15 protein-coding genes are annotated in these 15,884 nt (G+C 62.6%); 9 read left to right on the plus strand and 6 right to left on the minus strand.

Annotated elements, in window-relative coordinates; all coding sequences use genetic code 11:
* Positions 1–14: 14 nt before the first annotated feature.
* Positions 15–416 carry a GFA family protein gene (locus BLV20_RS03450; RefSeq protein WP_092297066.1) on the minus strand — a complete coding sequence of 134 codons (402 nt, stop codon included), beginning with the start codon at positions 414–416 and terminating at the stop codon, positions 15–17.
* Positions 417–759: 343 nt separating this feature from the next.
* Between BLV20_RS03450 and BLV20_RS03455 the strand changes: the two genes are divergently transcribed.
* From BLV20_RS03455 to BLV20_RS03495, 9 genes are all read left to right on the plus strand, one after another.
* Positions 760–2,067, plus strand: coding sequence for a CitMHS family transporter (locus tag BLV20_RS03455; protein WP_092297069.1), 1,308 nt, complete (start codon positions 760–762; stop codon positions 2,065–2,067).
* A gap of 88 nt (positions 2,068–2,155) precedes the next feature.
* The gene (locus BLV20_RS03460) at positions 2,156–2,923 is read left to right on the plus strand and encodes a TerC family protein (RefSeq protein ID WP_092297072.1); all 768 of its coding nucleotides are present in this window, start codon (positions 2,156–2,158) and stop codon (positions 2,921–2,923) included.
* Positions 2,924–3,137: 214 nt separating this feature from the next.
* Positions 3,138–4,796 carry a Na/Pi cotransporter family protein gene (locus BLV20_RS03465; RefSeq protein WP_092297075.1) on the plus strand — a complete coding sequence of 553 codons (1,659 nt, stop codon included), beginning with the start codon at positions 3,138–3,140 and terminating at the stop codon, positions 4,794–4,796.
* Positions 4,797–4,897: 101 nt separating this feature from the next.
* Positions 4,898–6,283 carry a M16 family metallopeptidase gene (locus BLV20_RS03470; protein ID WP_092297078.1) on the plus strand — a complete coding sequence of 462 codons (1,386 nt, stop codon included), beginning with the start codon at positions 4,898–4,900 and terminating at the stop codon, positions 6,281–6,283.
* Positions 6,284–6,346: 63 nt separating this feature from the next.
* Positions 6,347–7,378, plus strand: coding sequence for a DUF5924 family protein (locus tag BLV20_RS03475; RefSeq protein WP_092297082.1), 1,032 nt, complete (start codon positions 6,347–6,349; stop codon positions 7,376–7,378).
* Positions 7,379–7,447: 69 nt separating this feature from the next.
* Complete coding sequence (locus tag BLV20_RS03480; RefSeq protein ID WP_092297085.1) at positions 7,448–8,596, plus strand: ABC transporter permease; 1,149 nt, start codon at positions 7,448–7,450, stop codon at positions 8,594–8,596.
* Positions 8,593–9,396, plus strand: coding sequence for an ABC transporter ATP-binding protein (locus BLV20_RS03485; protein WP_092297088.1), 804 nt, complete (start codon positions 8,593–8,595; stop codon positions 9,394–9,396). Before BLV20_RS03480 ends, BLV20_RS03485 begins: the two co-directional genes overlap by 4 nt.
* A 1-nt stretch (position 9,397) precedes the next feature.
* A complete protein-coding gene (locus tag BLV20_RS03490; protein ID WP_092297091.1) occupies positions 9,398–10,336 on the plus strand; it encodes an MlaD family protein in 939 nt (312 codons plus the stop codon).
* The gene (locus BLV20_RS03495) at positions 10,333–10,965 is read left to right on the plus strand and encodes an ABC-type transport auxiliary lipoprotein family protein (RefSeq protein WP_092297094.1); all 633 of its coding nucleotides are present in this window, start codon (positions 10,333–10,335) and stop codon (positions 10,963–10,965) included. The genes BLV20_RS03490 and BLV20_RS03495 overlap by 4 nt, the downstream gene beginning before the upstream one ends.
* 73 nt (positions 10,966–11,038) lie before the next feature.
* On the opposite strand, the gene BLV20_RS03500 is transcribed toward BLV20_RS03495, so the two are convergent.
* The 5 genes from BLV20_RS03500 to BLV20_RS03520 form a co-directional block, all read right to left on the minus strand.
* Positions 11,039–12,268, minus strand: coding sequence for a nucleoside recognition domain-containing protein (locus BLV20_RS03500; RefSeq protein WP_092297097.1), 1,230 nt, complete (start codon positions 12,266–12,268; stop codon positions 11,039–11,041).
* Between the two features lie 206 nt (positions 12,269–12,474).
* The gene (gene gltP, locus BLV20_RS03505) at positions 12,475–13,806 is read right to left on the minus strand and encodes a glutamate/aspartate:proton symporter GltP (protein WP_092297101.1); all 1,332 of its coding nucleotides are present in this window, start codon (positions 13,804–13,806) and stop codon (positions 12,475–12,477) included.
* 731 nt (positions 13,807–14,537) lie between these two features.
* Positions 14,538–15,002, minus strand: coding sequence for an inhibitor of vertebrate lysozyme family protein (locus tag BLV20_RS03510; protein WP_092297104.1), 465 nt, complete (start codon positions 15,000–15,002; stop codon positions 14,538–14,540).
* A 2-nt stretch (positions 15,003–15,004) separates the two neighbouring features.
* Positions 15,005–15,169, minus strand: coding sequence for a DUF1328 domain-containing protein (locus tag BLV20_RS03515; protein WP_003177151.1), 165 nt, complete (start codon positions 15,167–15,169; stop codon positions 15,005–15,007).
* Positions 15,170–15,245: 76 nt separating this feature from the next.
* Positions 15,246–15,527 (minus strand): hypothetical protein, encoded by a 282-nt coding sequence (locus tag BLV20_RS03520; RefSeq protein WP_092297107.1) that lies wholly within the window; start codon positions 15,525–15,527, stop codon positions 15,246–15,248.
* Between the last annotated feature and the right edge of the window lie 357 nt (positions 15,528–15,884).

Below are 15,884 nucleotides of genomic sequence, written 5' to 3' on the forward strand. Positions count from 1 at the left end.
GGCTCGCCCGCGACCTATAACGTCTCCTCGGCCTCTCCCGGCAAGTGCTCATCCAGATGCAGCCAGGGCAAACGGCTGTCGGTCCAGATATGCCGCTCGGCCGGCGCCAGCTCGGGATGGTCCAGGGTGGCGATGGTCACGTCGATGCTGTCCGGGCTCAACTGGGTAACCAGCGCCAGATGCGCGCCGCAGTTCGGGCAGAAATACCGCGCACAGCCGGGCGAAGAATCGTAGCGCGCCGGCGTCCCGGCCAGCCATTGAAAAGCCGGGCGGGGCAGGGTGATCCAGGTGGTCACCAGGCCGCCGCTGACCCGTCGGCAGATCGAACAATGGCAATGAGCGATATCGCGCAGCGGCCCGCTGAACTGATAACGCAGCTGGCCGCAGTGGCAACCGCCGGTATGCAACAGGCTCATGAAAAGAACCTCCCATCGAATGCTCCGGAAACCCGGCCAGCGAGCCCGCTGGTTATTTTTTAACCGCACATCGGCTCGCGGCCCCTCTCATCATTGCTTTCCATAACGAAAGGTAGCTGAAAGCTTCCGCGATTAGGATCGCCCCCACTACCGGCAATAGACCGGTTGGCCAATGAGCGTTTTCGCGCCCTCCCGGCCCAATTAACAACAACAATGGTGATTCTGATGTCCGTTCGTACCCGCCTTTTCGCCCCGCTTCCTCCAGCACGTCCCGCGCTTCCCGTTCTGCGCTGATCCCCCTCGGTTCGCCATTCCCTAGCCGCGCTACGCCTGGAGTATTCCCATGCTGACTTTCCTTGGCTTCGCCATGGTCATCACCTTCATGTTCCTGATCATGACCAAGCGCCTGTCCGCGCTGATCGCCCTGATCATCATTCCTATCCTGTTCGCGTTGTTCGGCGGCTTTGCCCCGAAGATCGGCCCGATGATGCTCGAAGGCATCACCAAGCTGGCGCCGACTGGCGTGATGCTGATGTTCGCCATCCTGTATTTCGCCCTGATGATCGACTCCGGCCTGTTCGACCCGGCCGTGCGCAAGATCCTCAAGCTGGTCAAGGGTGACCCGCTGAAGGTTTCGGTCGGTACCGCCGTGCTCGCGCTGGTGGTGTCCCTGGACGGCGACGGCGCCACCACCTACATGATCTGCGTGGCGGCCATGCTGCCGCTCTACAGCCGCATCGGCATGAGCCCGCGGATCATGGCCGGCCTGATCATCCTGGCCGGCGGCGTGATGAACATGACCCCGTGGGGCGGCCCGACCGCGCGTGCCGCCAGTGCGCTGCATGTCGATCCGTCGGATATTTTCGTGCCGATGATCCCGGCGATGCTGGCCGGCGTGGTGGCGATCCTGGTGATTGCCTATATGTACGGCAAGCGCGAACGTGCGCGCCTGGGTGAACTGCACCTGCAGGGCGACGAGATCGACCACAGCGAAATCAGCGTGTCGCAATTCCCGGACGCCCGCCGTCCGAAGCTGATCTGGTTCAACGGCGCCCTGACCTTCGGCCTGATGTGCACCCTGATTGCCGGCCTATTGCCGCTGCCCGTGCTGTTCATGGTGGCGTTCAGTATCGCGATGATCGTCAACTACCCGTGCCTGCAACAGCAGAAGGATCGCGTCGCGGCCCATGCTGGCAGCGTGCTGGCGGTGGTCGGGCTGATCTTCGCCGCGGGTATCTTCACCGGCATCCTGTCCGGTACCGGCATGGTCGACGCCATGTCCAAGAGCCTGCTGGCCGTGATCCCCGAAGCCATGGGCCCATACCTGGCGGTGATTACCGCGCTGGTGAGCATGCCGTTCACCTTCTTCATGTCCAACGACGCCTTCTATTACGGTGTGTTGCCCGTCCTCGCCGAGGCCGCCAGCCACTACGGCATCACCGCGGTGGAAATGGCACGTGCCTCGATCGTCGGCCAACCCGTCCACTTGCTCAGCCCGCTGGTACCATCCACCTACCTGCTGGTAGCCCTGGCCGGTATCGAGTTTGGCGATCACCAGCGCTTCACCCTCAAGTGGGCAGTACTGGTTTGCCTGTGCATAATGTTCGCCGCCTTGCTGATGGGGATTTTTCCGCTGTTCAGCGCTCTATAAAAAGCAATTGACTCACTGCGCCGGCCGCTAGACTTCGTTGTCGAAAGCCTCGACTGGCGCGGTACAACACTCGCTCAAAGGAATACACATGGAATGGCTGACCAACCCGGAAATCTGGGTTGCCTTCTTTACCTTGACTGCCCTGGAAATCGTCCTGGGTATCGACAACATCATCATGATCTCGATCCTGGTCAGCCGCATGCCCAAGCACATGCAGGCACGGACCCGGATTTTCGGCCTGGCGCTGGCCATGATCACGCGGATTCTCCTGCTGCTGTCGATCACCTGGGTCATGCGCCTGACCGCCGACCTGTTCGTGATCTTCGGCCAGGGTATTTCCGGGCGTGACCTGATCCTGTTCTTCGGTGGCCTGTTCCTGCTCTGGAAAAGCTCCCAGGAGATGTACCACGCCCTGGAAGGCGAGGACGAAACCGCGGAAGAGCCAAGCGGCAAGGGCGGCAACTTCCTCTACACCATCATCCAGATCGCGATCATCGACATCGTGTTCTCCCTGGACTCGGTGATCACCGCCGTCGGCATGGTTTCCCATGTACCGGTCATGGTGGCGGCGATCATCGTTGCCGTACTGGTGATGATGCTGGCTTCGGGCACCATCAGCGAGTTCATCGACAAGCACCCGTCGCTGAAGATGCTGGCGCTGTCGTTCCTGCTGGTGGTCGGTACCGTCCTGATCGCCGAGGCGTTCGAAGTGCACGTACCAAAAGGCTACGTCTACTTCGCCATGGCCTTCTCGCTGGCGGTGGAGGCGATCAACATCAAGATGCGCACTGCCATCGCGAAAAAGAAAAAGCAGCAGGAGCCAGTGAAACTGCGCAAGGACATCCCGGGTCAATAACCGGAGAGCGCAATGAAAAAGGGGCTTTCGAGCCCCTTTTTCACGCCTGCAGAAAGTCGTTTTCTTTATGACAGTTTTGTTTCAATCGCCGCATCGGCTATGCGATGCTGGCGCACAGACCGTTAGCCAACTACAGCTTAAGTACAGAACGTAGAACAACGCGCGGCACCGTTAACTTGCCCCTCTGGGGCGCTATTCACCACAGGGGGCCGTTATGCTCACCCTGCTCAATTTGCTATCCGCCGTGGCCCTGCTGATCTGGGGCACGCACATCGTCCGCACCGGCATCCTGCGGGTCTATGGCTCGAACCTGCGGCACCTCATCGGCCAGAACATGGCCAAGCGCCCCTTGGCGTTCATCTCCGGAATCCTGGTCACCGCCATGGTGCAGAGCAGCAACGCCACGGCGATGCTGGTCACCTCGTTCGTCGGCCAGGGGCTGATGGCGCTGACGCCCGCCCTGGCGACCATGCTCGGCGCCGACGTCGGCACCGCGCTGATGGCCCGGGTCCTGACTTTCGACCTGTCCTGGCTGTCGCCGCTGCTGATCTTTCTCGGGGTGATCTTCTTCCTGTCGCGCAAACAGACCCGGGCCGGCCAGCTCGGACGGGTGGGAATCGGCCTGGGGCTGATCATCCTAGCGTTGCAATTGATCGTCGAGGCCGCCGCGCCCATCACCCATGCCCAGGGTGTGAAAGTCCTGTTCGCCTCGCTGACCGGCGACATCCTGCTCGACGCCCTGATGGGCGCGTTGTTCGCCATGATTTCCTACTCCAGTCTGGCGGCGGTGCTGCTTACCGCGACCCTGGCCGGCGCCGGCGTGATCAGCCTGCCGGTGGCCATCGGCCTGGTGATCGGCGCCAACATCGGCAGCGGGGTGCTGGCCTTTCTCAGCACCAACATGCAGAACGCCGCCGGCCGCCAGGTGGCGCTGGGCAGCCTGCTGTACAAGCTGATCGGCCTGGTGCTGATCATTCCGGTGCTCGACCCGCTCGCCCAGTGGATGGACGGCCTGGACTTCAGCCCGCAAGAAGTGGTGATCGGTTTCCACCTGCTCTACAACACCCTGCGCTGCCTGGTACTGCTGCCGACAGTCGGGCCAATGGCCAAAGTCTGTGCCTGGTTGCTGCCGGAACGCCCGGAAACCAATGGCCGGGCCAAGCCTCGCCACCTCGATCTGGCGGCCTTGGCCACGCCCAGCCTGGCCCTGGCCAACGCAGCGCGGGAAACCCTGCGCATCGGCGACCTGATCGACAACATGCTCGAGGCCATGCTCGATGTGCTGCGCGGCAAGCAGACCGCCATCACCCAGGAAATGCGCAACCTCAACGACGACGTCGAAGTGCTCTACAGCGCGATCAAGCTCTACCTGGCGCAAATGCCCCGCGAGGACCTGGGCGAGCAGGACAGCCGGCGCTGGGCCGAAATCATCGAACTGGCCATCAACCTGAAGCTGGCCAGCGACCTGATCGAACGCATGCTGCGCAAGGTCCAGCAGCAGAAGACCGCGCAACGCCGCTCCTTCTCCGAAGTCGGCCTGGAAGAACTGGCCGGCCTGCATAACCAGCTGATCGCCAACCTGCGCCTCGGGCTGTCGGTGTTTCTCAGCGCCGATCCGGAAAGCGCGCGGCAGCTGCTGCGGGAAAAACGCCGCTTTCGCGCCCAGGAACGTCGCCTGGCCCATGCCCATGTCAGCCGCCTGCAACGTAAAATCGTCCAGAGCATCGAGACCAGTTCGCTGCACCTGGAGCTGATCGCCGATATGAAGCGCTTGAATTCGCTGTTTTGCGGCAGTGCCTATGTGGTGCTGGGCTCCTCCGAAACCGGCGCGCTCGCCGTGGACGATATGGCTGACATCACTCATTCACCCTGAACGTCCACAGTTACCCGAAGTCAGAAGGTTCTGTACGGAAAGTCGCCAAGCGGCGGTTTGGGTACAGAACCTGAACTTACGCCCGTCGTAAGGAACCTGTTATGCGTTGTCTGTTGTTCGCCTGCCTGCTGCTCGGATCAGCCCACTCGTTTGCCCTGGATCGCTTCCAGGTCGAAGGCTACATGCTGCCCAACGGCCTGCAATTGCTGCTCAAGCCGGGGAACGAACGCGGCCATGTGGCGATTCGCCTGGTGGTCGGGGTAGGGCTGGACGACTTCGGCTGCGCCGACAAGGAACTGCCGCACCTGCTCGAGCACTTGCTGTTCAGCGGGATCGACGCCGGCGGCGAGGGTGGGCTGGAGGAGCGCATGCAAGCCCTGGGCGGCGAATGGAACGCCTATACCAGCAATGCCGACACCACCTTCGTCATCGAGGCCCCGGCGAAAAACCAGCGCAAGGTCCTGGACCTGCTGTTGGCCCTGCTGACCCGCACCGAGCTCAACGACCACGCGCTGCAAACGGCAAAAAGGGTGGTCGAACGCGAAGACGGCGGCCATTACTCGCACCTGCAACGCTGGCTGGACCGCCAGGACCTGGGCCACACCGCCAGCAACCAGCTGGCGGTGGAACTGGGCCTGAAGTGCGCCGAACGGGCCGAAGTCGATCAACTGACCCTCGAACAGCTGGAGAAGCTGCGCAAGGACTGGTACGCGCCGAACAACATGACCCTGATCGTCGTCGGCGACCTCGACCGCCTGTTGCCCGCCTACCTGGAGCGCAGCTACGGCGCGCTGGAACCGGTGGAGCCGAGCGAGCACCAGGGCCTGCCGGACATCCAGCAAACGGCCGCCGCCGAGCGCAACCTGATCCGTGGCTGGGTCGGCGACAGCGCCAAACTGCATTGGTTGTTCCCCGAACCGGCCCTCGAACGGCAGCACGACGAAACCTTCGATCTGCTCAAGAACTACCTGGACTGGGCGTTGTACCGCAAGCTGCGCCTGCAGCATGAACTCTCCTACGGACCGAGCAGCGAGCGCGAAGTATTCGGCGGCGTCGGCTTTCTTAGCCTGAATGCCGACCTGGAACGCGCCGACGTGCCCGAGGCCCGGCAGGCGATCGAGGATCTCAAGGCGCAACTGCTCAAGGACGGCCTGGACCCGGCGACCTTCGCTCGCCTGCAACAGGCCGCCATTGCTCGCCAGGCCTGGGCGGTGCAGGGCAACAGCGCACTGGCGGATTATTACTGGAGTGCCTTGAGCGACTACGCGGACGGGCGTTTCAGCGACCCGGCCAAGCGCCTGCAAGCCGTCAGCCTGAAGCAGGCCAACCAGGCCATGCGCAAGCTACTGGAGCAGCCCGGCTACCTGCGGATCGAAAAACCGCTGCTGAGCTACGCGGCGTTGAGCGGGCTGGTCCTGGGGATGCTGGCACTGATTGTTCTGGTGCTGTGCGGATGGCGGGCTTATCGCAAACGAATCCGTGCCTGATGCGTCTTTTACCCAGCTAAACCGTTATTCTGTCGGGGATTTTTTTCTAGTGTGAATCGCCGAATGCCAAACCTGACTCATTACGTACAGCGCATCCTGGAATTGATGAAGCGCTACCCGGGAGTCATTGCACTCGGCGGTTTCATTTCCGGCGTCGGCAGTTTCATCCTGGTGGACCGCCAACAGGGCCTGGCCACCTGGATCGCCGTGATCATGCTGGTGAGCTGGATCTGGCTGATGCTGGAAAACAGCCTGACCCAACTGTTCACCCGGGTCTTCAAGCGGGAAATTCCCCAGCCGCTACTGCGCTACGCCACGCAGATGATCCACCAGGAAAGCCTGTTCTTCGTCCTGCCGTTCTTCTTCATCACCACCGCCTGGAACAGCGGGCAACTGGTCTTCACCGGCCTGCTGGCGGCCTCGGCGCTGGTCTCGATCATCGACCCGCTGTACTACAAATGGCTGGCCCCGCGCCGCTGGCTGTTCCTCGCCCTGCACACCCTGACGCTGTTCGCCGCGCTGCTGACCGCGCTGCCGATCATCCTGCACCTGACCACCGCGCAGAGCTTCAAGCTGGCCCTGGGCATCGCCATGCTGCTGTCGTTCCCCAGCCTCGCGTCGATCTTTCCGATCCGCAACCTGCGCGGCGCGCTGATGCTGCTGGGCATGACCCTGGCCATCGGCGGCACGGGCTGGCTGCTGCGCTCCTGGGTCCCGCCGGCGACCTTGTGGATCACCGAGGAAGCCATCAGCACCCATTTGCAGGACCGCACCCCCGGCGCCAGCCTCAAGGAAGTCAGCGTGAACGACGTGCGCAGCAGCGGGCTGTATGCCTACACCGCGATCAATGCGCCGCGCGGGCTGGACGAGCGCATTTATCACGTCTGGCAATTCAACGGCAAAGAGGTCGACCGGGTGGCCCTGGATATCCACGGCGGGCGCAAGGAGGGCTACCGCGCCTGGTCGCACAAGCAGAATTTCCCCGGCGATCCGGCCGGCAGCTGGCAGGTCCGGGTGCTGACCGAAGACGGGCAGGTCATTGGCGTGCTGCGCTTCAAGATCGTCGGCAGCGGCGCACAGAACACAGCACCTTAGTACAAGGCAAAGTCGCTTTGATCGTGGTATTACGTAGCACTGCGTAAAAGCCATACAAGCACGGAGCCTATGACCCAGAGCGCGACGGCCGGCAATGCCCAACTGGATGCGTCGAGTTCCCCCTCGCGGTTGCGAGTCACGGGGGACTGGACGCTCGCCCATTACACCGAGCTCAAGCAGCTGTGCGAACAGCTGGCCGGACAATACGACAGCAGCACCCACATCGACCTCAACGGCCTCGGCGCCCTGGATACCGCGGGCGCCTCGCTGCTGGTGGAGATGCTGGGCTCGGAGCGGCTCGGCCAGTCCACCGAACACCCGGACTGCACCCTGTCCGCGGCCGACCGCGCGCTGCTGCAGACCGTCTACTGCTCGCTGAGCGATTTCTGCGTGCCGCTCAAGGAGCCGGAAATCTCGGTCGGCATCCTGCTGCTGACGCGGATCGGCAAGGCGGTCGATGCCGTCTGGCAAGACACCTTGAAGCTGCTGGGGTTTGTCGGCCTGATCCTCGAAACCCTGGCCCGCGGCCTGCTGCGCCCCAAGCGCTGGCGCATCACGCCGATGGTCGCGCATATCGAGCAGACCGGCCTCGACGCCGCGCCCATCGTCGCCTTGCTGACTTTCCTGGTGGGCGCCGTGGTGGCGTTCCTCGGCGCCACGGTGCTGCAGAGTTTCGGCGCCAGCATCTTTACCGTGGACCTGGTGGCGTTTTCCTTCCTGCGCGAGTTCGGCGTGCTGCTCACCGCTATCCTCATGGCCGGGCGGACCGCGAGTGCCTTTACCGCGCAGATCGGCTCGATGAAGGCCAACGAGGAAATCGACGCGATCCGCACCCTGGGCCTGGACCCCATGGAGCTGCTGGTGCTGCCGAGGGTCCTGGCGCTGCTGGTGGCGCTGCCGATGCTGACCTTCCTGGCGATGCTCTCGGGCATCGTCGGTGGCGGGGTGGTCTGCGCGCTGTCGCTGGATATCTCACCGGCGATGTTCCTTGCGCTGCTGCAATCGGACATCGGCGTGCAGCATTTCCTGGTGGGCATGGTCAAGGCGCCGATCTTCGCCTTCCTGATCGCCGCCATCGGCTGCCTGGAAGGCTTCAAGGTCAGCGGCAGCGCCGAGTCCGTGGGCGCCCACACCACCTCCAGCGTGGTGCAATCGATTTTTGTGGTGATCGTCCTCGACGCCGTCGCCGCACTGTTCTTCATGGAGATGGGCTGGTGAACCGTTCAACCCGTGCGCCCACCGAGGCGGTGATCGAAGTCCGCGGCCTGTGCAATCGCTTCGGCCCGCAGAGCGTGCACGAAAACCTCGACCTGGACCTGTACAAGGGCGAGATTCTGGCCGTGGTCGGCGGTTCGGGCAGCGGCAAGTCGGTGCTGCTGCGCAGCATCATCGGCCTGCGCCAGCCCAGCGAGGGTTCGGTGCGGGTGTTCGGCCAGAACCTGCCGAGCCTGGCGGAACATGAGCGCTCGCTGATCGAACGGCGCTTTGGCGTGCTGTTCCAGAAGGGCGCGCTGTTCTCGTCGCTGACCGTGACCGAAAACGTCGCCCTGCCGCTGATCGAGCATGCCGGCCTGAGCCGCGCCGACGCCGAACACCTGGCGGCGGTAAAACTGGCGCTGGCCGGGCTGCCGCTGTCGGCGGCCGACAAATACCCGGCCTCGCTGTCCGGCGGCATGATCAAGCGCGCCGCCCTGGCCCGGGCGCTGGCCCTGGACCCGGACATTCTGTTTCTCGACGAACCCACCGCCGGCCTCGACCCGATCGGCGCCGCGGCGTTCGACCAACTGATCCTGACCCTGCGTGACGCCCTGGGCCTGAGCGTGTTCCTGGTCACCCACGACCTGGACACGCTGTACACCATCACCGACCGGGTGGCGGTGCTGGCACAGAAAAAGGTGCTGGTGGCCGATGCCATCGACCAGGTCGCCGAGACCGACGACGCCTGGATTCACGAATACTTCCATGGCCCTCGCGGCCGCGCGGCGTATCAGGCCGCTACACAGCTCAACGAGGTATGACATGGAAACCCGAGCCCATCATGTACTGATCGGCCTGTTCACCGTGATTGTGGTGGTCGGCGCCCTGCTGTTCGGCCTGTGGCTGGCCAAGTCCAGCGTCGACACGGAGTTCAAGGACTACGAGATCGTGTTCAACGAGGCTGTCAGCGGCCTGTCCAAAGGCAGCGCCGTGCAGTACAGCGGGATCAAGGTCGGCGATGTGATCAGCCTGCGCCTGGACCCGAACGACCCGCGCCGGGTCCTGGCGCGGATCCGCCTGAGCGGCGAAACCCCGATCAAGGAAGACACCCAGGCCAAGCTGACCCTGACCGGCATCACCGGGACCTCGATCATCCAGCTCAGTGGCGGCACCCCGCAAAGCCAGCCGCTCAAGGGCAAGGACGGCAAACTGCCGGTGATCGTCGCCTCGCCTTCGCCGATCGCCCGCCTGCTGAACAACAGCGAAGACCTGATGACCAGCGTCAACCTGCTGCTGCATAACGCCAACAGCATGTTCTCGCCAGAGAACGTCGAACGCGTCAGCAAAACCCTCGAACACCTGGAGCAGACCACCGGGGTCATCGCCGAACAGCGCGGCGACGTGCGCCAGGCCATGCAGCAGCTGGCGTCCATCGGCAAGCAGGCCAGCGCCACCCTGGAACAGACCAGCGCACTGATGCGCAACGCCAACGGCCTGCTCAACGAGCAGGGCAAGCAGATGTTCAGCAGCGCCGAGCTGGCCATGCAGTCGCTGGAACAGAGCAGCGCCACCATCAACAAACTGCTGACCGATAACCAGGACTCGCTGAACAACGGCATCCAGGGCCTCAATGGCCTGGCGCCGGCGGTACGCGAGCTGCGCGATACCCTGAGCTCGCTGCGGGCCATTTCGCGCCGCCTGGAAGCCAACCCCAGCGGCTACCTGCTGGGCAGTGACAAGAACAAGGAGTTCACGCCATGACGCGTGCCTATCGCCCATTCAGCCGCCTGGCCCTGGTCGCCGGCCTCGCCTTGAGCGGCGCCTGCTCGATTCTGCCCCAGGCCGACCCGGTGGATATCTATCGCCTGCCCACCACCCAGGGCGCCGCAGCCAAGGCGCAGGGCCAGGCGCAGCCCTGGTCGCTGCGCCTGACCAAGCCCCAGGCGAGCGACGCCTTGAACAGCGCGAGAATCGCCGTCATCCCTCAAGGCGATGTGATCAGCAGCTACAAGGACGCGCGCTGGAGCGATCCGGCGCCGGTGTTGCTGCGCAATCGGCTGCTGGACGGGTTCCTCGCCGATGGCCGGGTGCAGCTGCTGGGCACCGACGACAGCGATGTGCAGACCGACCTCGAGCTGGGCGGCAACCTGCAGGCGTTCCAGAGCGAATATCAGGGCCAGGCGGTAGCGGTGGTGATTCGCCTGGATGCGCGCCTGGTGCGCGGCTACGACCAGAAGATCCTGGCCAGCCAGCGCTTTGAAGTGCGCCAGCCGCTGAGCGATACCCAGGTGCCGGCGGTGGTCGCCGGGTTTGGCCAGGCGGGAGATGCCTTGAACCGGCAGGTGGTGGAGTGGACGGTGAAGCAGGGTAGCCAGTTGGTACGGCGCTGAGGTTTTTTCGCGGGCAAGCCTAGCTCCTACGGTCTTGGTAGGAGCGAGGCTTGCCCGCGAACCGCTCCAACCCTTAACCGAAGAACCAGTAGCACACCGCAATCGCCGCCACCACACCGGCCAGTTCGGCCAGCAGCGCGCAGCCGACCGCATGTCGCGCGCGCTGGATGCCGACCGAACCGAAGTACACCGCCAGCACGTAGAACGTGGTCTCGGTGCTGCCCTGGATAGTCGCGGCGGCCAGCGCCGGGAAACTGTCCACGCCTTGGGTCTGCATGGTCTCGATCAGCATCGCCCGCGCGGCACTGCCGGAGAACGGCTTGACCAGCGCCGTCGGCAGGGCATCGACGAAACGCGTGTCCCAGCCGGCCCATTCCACCAGGTGACGGATACCGTCCAGGCCGAAGTCCAGGGCTCCGGAGGCGCGCAGTACGCCGATCGCGCAGAGCATGGCCACCAGGTACGGCAACAGGTTCTTGGCGACGTCGAAACCTTCCTTGGCGCCCTCGACGAAGGTCTCGTAGACCTTGACCTTGCGTAACGCGCCAACCACCAGGAACAGCATGATCAGGCCGAACAGGGTGAGGTTGCCGAGGATCGACGACAGCGACGACAGCGCGGTGGCCGACATCGTCGCCAGCAAGGCCATGAAGCCGCCCAAGGCCAGCGCGCCGGGGATCAGGTAAGCCAGCACCACCGGGTCCCACAGGCGCAGGCGCTGCATCACCGCGACCGACAGCAGGCCGACCAGGGTCGAGGCGCTGGTGGCCAGCAGGATCGGCAGGAACACCAGGGTCGGGTCGGCGGCGCCTTGCTGGGCGCGGTACATGAAGATGGTCACCGGCAGCAGGGTCAGCGACGAGGCATTCAGCACCAGGAACAGGATCTGCGCGTTGCTCGCCGTGGTCTCGCTGGGGTTGAGGTCCTGCAGGGCGCGCATGGCCTTGAGGCCGATCGGCGTGGCGGCGTTGTCCAGCCCCAGGCCGTTGGCGGCGAAGTTCAGGGTGATCAGGCCGATGGCCGGGTGCCCCGGCGGCACATCCGGCATCAGGCGGGTGAACAGCGGGCCCAGGGCCTTGGCCAGCCAGTCGACGATCCCGGCCTTTTCGGCGATGCGCAAGAAGCCCAGCCACAGAGTCAGGGTGCCGAACAACAGCACCATCACTTCCACCGACAGCTTGGCCATGGCAAAGATGCTTTCCACCATCGCCGCGAAGATCCCGGCGTTACCGCCAACCAGCCACTGCGCCAGCGCGGAAACGGCCGCCACGACGAAGAAGCCAAGCCACAGGCCATTGAGCATCGGTTATTCCCCCAAAAGATGCGGCGAATGATAGCGGGGCAGACAGAAACGACAAACCCCGGATTAACCGGGGTTTGTCGATGATGACGGCGTAAAGACTTCTGTAGCCGCTACCGCAGGCTGCGATCGGCCGGGACGGCCGCGGCGTATTCAAGATCGCTGAAGGCCTTCGGCCTTATCGCAGCCTTCGGCAGCGGCTACAGGTATCAGCCTTTGGTGACTTCACCGGCCGGCAGCGGCTCCTTGCTGCGCCAGTGCGGCAGGGAGTTCCAGTAGCGCTGGCCCTTGGCGTCGTCGTACATGCCTTCCCAGCGAGCGATGACCAGGACCGCCAGGGCGTTGCCGATCACGTTCAGCGCGGTACGGGCCATGTCCATGATGCGGTCGACACCGGCGATGAAGGCCAGGCCTTCCAGCGGAATGCCCACGCTGCCCAGGGTTGCCAGCAGCACCACGAAGGACACGCCCGGTACGCCGGCGATGCCTTTGGAGGTGACCATCAGGGTCAGGACCAGCAGCAGCTGCTGGCTGATCGACAGGTCGATGCCGTACAGCTGGGCGATGAAGATCGCCGCGATGCTCTGGTACAGGGTCGAACCGTCGAGGTTGAACGAATAGCCGGTCGGTACCACGAAGCTGCAGATGGCTTTCGGCGCACCGTAGGCTTCCATCTTCTCGATCACGCGCGGCAGCACGGTTTCCGAACTGGCGGTGGAGTAGGCCAGCACCAGCTCATCCTTGAAGATGCGCATCAGCTTGATCACCGAGAAGCCGAACAGGCGAGCGATCAGGCCCAGGATCACGAAGGCGAAGAAGGCGATGGCCACGTAGACCAGGATCACCAGCTTGGCCAATGGCAGCAGGGAAGCGAAACCGAAGTTGGCCACGGTCACCGCGATCAGGGCGAATACGCCGATCGGGGCGTAGTTCATGATCATGTGGGTGACTTTGAACATGCTTTCCGAAACGCCCTGGAACATCTTCACCAGCGGCTCGCGCAGGTCGGCCTGCAGGCTCGACAGGCCGAGACCGAACAGCACCGAGAAGAAGATGATCGGCAGCATCTCGCCACGGGCCATGGCCGCGAAGATGTTCGACGGGATCAGGTTGAGGATGGTTTCGATGAACGCATGTTCATGCTGTACCTCGGCGGCGGTCGCCTGGTACTTGGAAATATCCACGGTCCCCAGGGTGCTCATGTCGATGCCGGCGCCCGGGTGGAACACATTGGCCAGCACCAGGCCAACGAGGATGGCGATGGTGGTGACGATTTCGAAATAGATGATGGTCTTCAGGCCGATACGCCCGAGTTTCTTGGCGTCGCCCACGCCGGCGATACCGACGATCAGCGAGGAGATCACGATCGGGATCACGATCATCTTGATCAAGCGGATAAAGATATCGCCCGCAGGTTGCAGGACGTTGCTGATCCACCAGGCTTTTTCGGCACTGAAATGGTTGAGCAGCGCACCAATTGCAATCCCCAGCACCAGACCAATGAGGATCTGCCAGGCGAGGCTTAGTTTTGCCTTCTTCATATCATTACCCTTACTTCAGTTGGACTCGGGCTGATGCGCGAACTGGAACGCTCAATGGCGGAAAAGTCTGTGCATCGGCCCCCGTATAAGGTCACCCCGAGCGAGTATTTACGGCTCTCTGCGGGCGAAAAAAGGCGCAACTATTCCGACGCAAGGGGAGCGCGTCTAATGCCGTAAACGCCTACCCTATGCCGAATCGGCATGAGTTTTTATAAACGAAACGGGCGTCCCAACCGGTTCGAATGCGACATTTCGGCCCGGTCATCTACCGTGAAACGGCCATTTCAGGCGGCATTCAGCGCTTTTGAGAGGGTTCGAAATGACCCTTGAAAGAAGGGAAAGTTCTTACGTTAGAACCAGAAAACCCATCTGGAAAAAGACAAAAGTTTCTCGATGTACGGTCGCAAAGAAATACCGTGAAACGGTTAGGCCACGCATCTTGGGAATATTTGTCGCGCCCCGCCTGAAGAAAGCAGGCCAGCGCTCTGCCACAACGGTTTGTGACAGACAAACACGACGCAAGTCGCCAAGCCTGAACGGCTGGCGAGCTTGCGTCGCAGTTTCCTGACCCGGCCCTTGCGGAGGCACTCCCTGTACCCCTAGGTCACTCCGATCCAATTCGATCAGAACGTCCCGGCCCCCTGGTCATGCGCTGCCCCTCCTCGGGGCCGTGCAACGGAAAGCAGGCCCGGGGGCGCTTGCTTTCCATGATCGAACCTTGCGAACCGCGTTCAGTACCAGTTCGGGTCCTTTTTCAGCTGCTCCATGAGCAAGCCCTGCATGCCAGCATCCGGCTTGCCGAGAAAGCGGTATTGGGCATGGCGGGTCGGCGACTTGTCCGCGGGCAGGCCCGCCGGCACTTCGACCAACATGGCGTAGGCATCTTTCTTGTCGAAACTGAACGCCACGATCAGGCGCTGGTTGCGACAGGTATCGGCGGTTTCGCACAGCGGCCCGACCAGATACTTTTCGCCGTCTTCTTCCACCGCATTCATTTGCTGCGCATCACCGGAGAGGTTCATCACCCATTCCGACAGGCGCTCTTCCTTTTCGACGACTTCCTGCCAGGTTTCACGGTATTGCGGGTCGCTGTTCAGCAGTTCGCTGACCCGGGCCTGACCGTCGTTGGCCGCTATCGCCGTGGCCGCGCCGCCCAGCAACAGGGCGGCGGCCAATGCTTTCAAAGAAACGCTCATGTTCAACCTCGACCACGACGGCCGAAGAAGAAGGAAGCAATGAACATCACCAGGAAAACGACAAAGAGAATCTTGGCGATACCCGTGGCGGTGCCCGCGATACCACCGAAGCCCAGAACCGCGGCGATGATGGCAATGATCAGGAATGTGATTGCCCAGCTCAACATGGTAATTCTCCTTACGCTTCTATTTAGAGGTGCTGCCTGGCCGGCCCGCTCATTTGCGCGCACCGGCTGTTTTGCCCTAGAACACCCAGCGCTCCTGATAAGGCGTGTCGGCGCCAGGCTGGGCCTGGTCGACATCCATCAACAGCATCGGGGCGGAATCCGCAAACCGCGTGCTCACCGCACTGAAGTGAGTTTGAGTGGTGTGGTGAGCCGGCAACCTCACGGCTTCTTGCTGCTGGCTCTGTTCCCAACGTGAAAACTGCTGGCCGCCAATCAGGGTTACCAGCAATGCCAGCATGGCGAACAATCCCTGCTGCAAGGGTGAAACAGACAATTGGACGAGACGTTGGCGTTTCATCCTGAAGCTCCTCCCACGCGGGTCGTTATTCTCAGGCGCTTGTTGCTGCGCCTGCGGCTTGTCTGCCGAGTCTGATCAGCTCGTTGCAGGCTGCATGCCAGCTTTTGCCCATATAAATAAACTCAATAAAAACAATTAGTTAACAAATATCAGGGCTATTCTTCATACGCCATCCTGCACGATGGCACCGTGGATACCGTGCGATTTGCACGATTGGCCCGGCATTCGAGGACAAAACCCGGCTGAAAAATGCATGGCGTACCCTGAGCAGGTACCGAGCGGTTCGAGGAAAAGTCCTAAAAATAATAAAAACCTATTGTTTTCAACCGATTAGCAATACCTCCCGCAGATGGCTTA

It is taken from the genome of Pseudomonas sp. NFIX28 (assembly GCF_900107395.1).
In the GTDB taxonomy this organism is placed as follows: Bacteria; Pseudomonadota; Gammaproteobacteria; order Pseudomonadales; family Pseudomonadaceae; genus Aquipseudomonas.

Excerpts from the sequence above, each read along its gene's own strand:
- BLV20_RS03495 (WP_092297094.1), top strand. The coding sequence starts at position 10,333 with ATGACGCGTGCCTATCGCCCATTCAGCCGCCTGGCCCTGGTCGCCGGC.
- BLV20_RS03450 (WP_092297066.1), bottom strand. The coding sequence starts at position 416 with ATGAGCCTGTTGCATACCGGCGGTTGCCACTGCGGCCAGCTGCGTTAT.
- BLV20_RS03490 (WP_092297091.1), top strand. The coding sequence starts at position 9,398 with ATGGAAACCCGAGCCCATCATGTACTGATCGGCCTGTTCACCGTGATT.
- BLV20_RS03460 (WP_092297072.1), top strand. The coding sequence starts at position 2,156 with ATGGAATGGCTGACCAACCCGGAAATCTGGGTTGCCTTCTTTACCTTG.
- BLV20_RS03475 (WP_092297082.1), top strand. The coding sequence starts at position 6,347 with ATGCCAAACCTGACTCATTACGTACAGCGCATCCTGGAATTGATGAAG.
- BLV20_RS03470 (WP_092297078.1), top strand. The coding sequence starts at position 4,898 with ATGCGTTGTCTGTTGTTCGCCTGCCTGCTGCTCGGATCAGCCCACTCG.
- BLV20_RS03510 (WP_092297104.1), bottom strand. The coding sequence starts at position 15,002 with ATGAGCGTTTCTTTGAAAGCATTGGCCGCCGCCCTGTTGCTGGGCGGC.
- BLV20_RS03465 (WP_092297075.1), top strand. The coding sequence starts at position 3,138 with ATGCTCACCCTGCTCAATTTGCTATCCGCCGTGGCCCTGCTGATCTGG.
- BLV20_RS03480 (WP_092297085.1), top strand. The coding sequence starts at position 7,448 with ATGACCCAGAGCGCGACGGCCGGCAATGCCCAACTGGATGCGTCGAGT.
- BLV20_RS03455 (WP_092297069.1), top strand. The coding sequence starts at position 760 with ATGCTGACTTTCCTTGGCTTCGCCATGGTCATCACCTTCATGTTCCTG.
- gltP (WP_092297101.1), bottom strand. The coding sequence starts at position 13,806 with ATGAAGAAGGCAAAACTAAGCCTCGCCTGGCAGATCCTCATTGGTCTG.
- BLV20_RS03520 (WP_092297107.1), bottom strand. The coding sequence starts at position 15,527 with ATGAAACGCCAACGTCTCGTCCAATTGTCTGTTTCACCCTTGCAGCAG.
- BLV20_RS03515 (WP_003177151.1), bottom strand. The coding sequence starts at position 15,169 with ATGTTGAGCTGGGCAATCACATTCCTGATCATTGCCATCATCGCCGCG.
- BLV20_RS03500 (WP_092297097.1), bottom strand. The coding sequence starts at position 12,268 with ATGCTCAATGGCCTGTGGCTTGGCTTCTTCGTCGTGGCGGCCGTTTCC.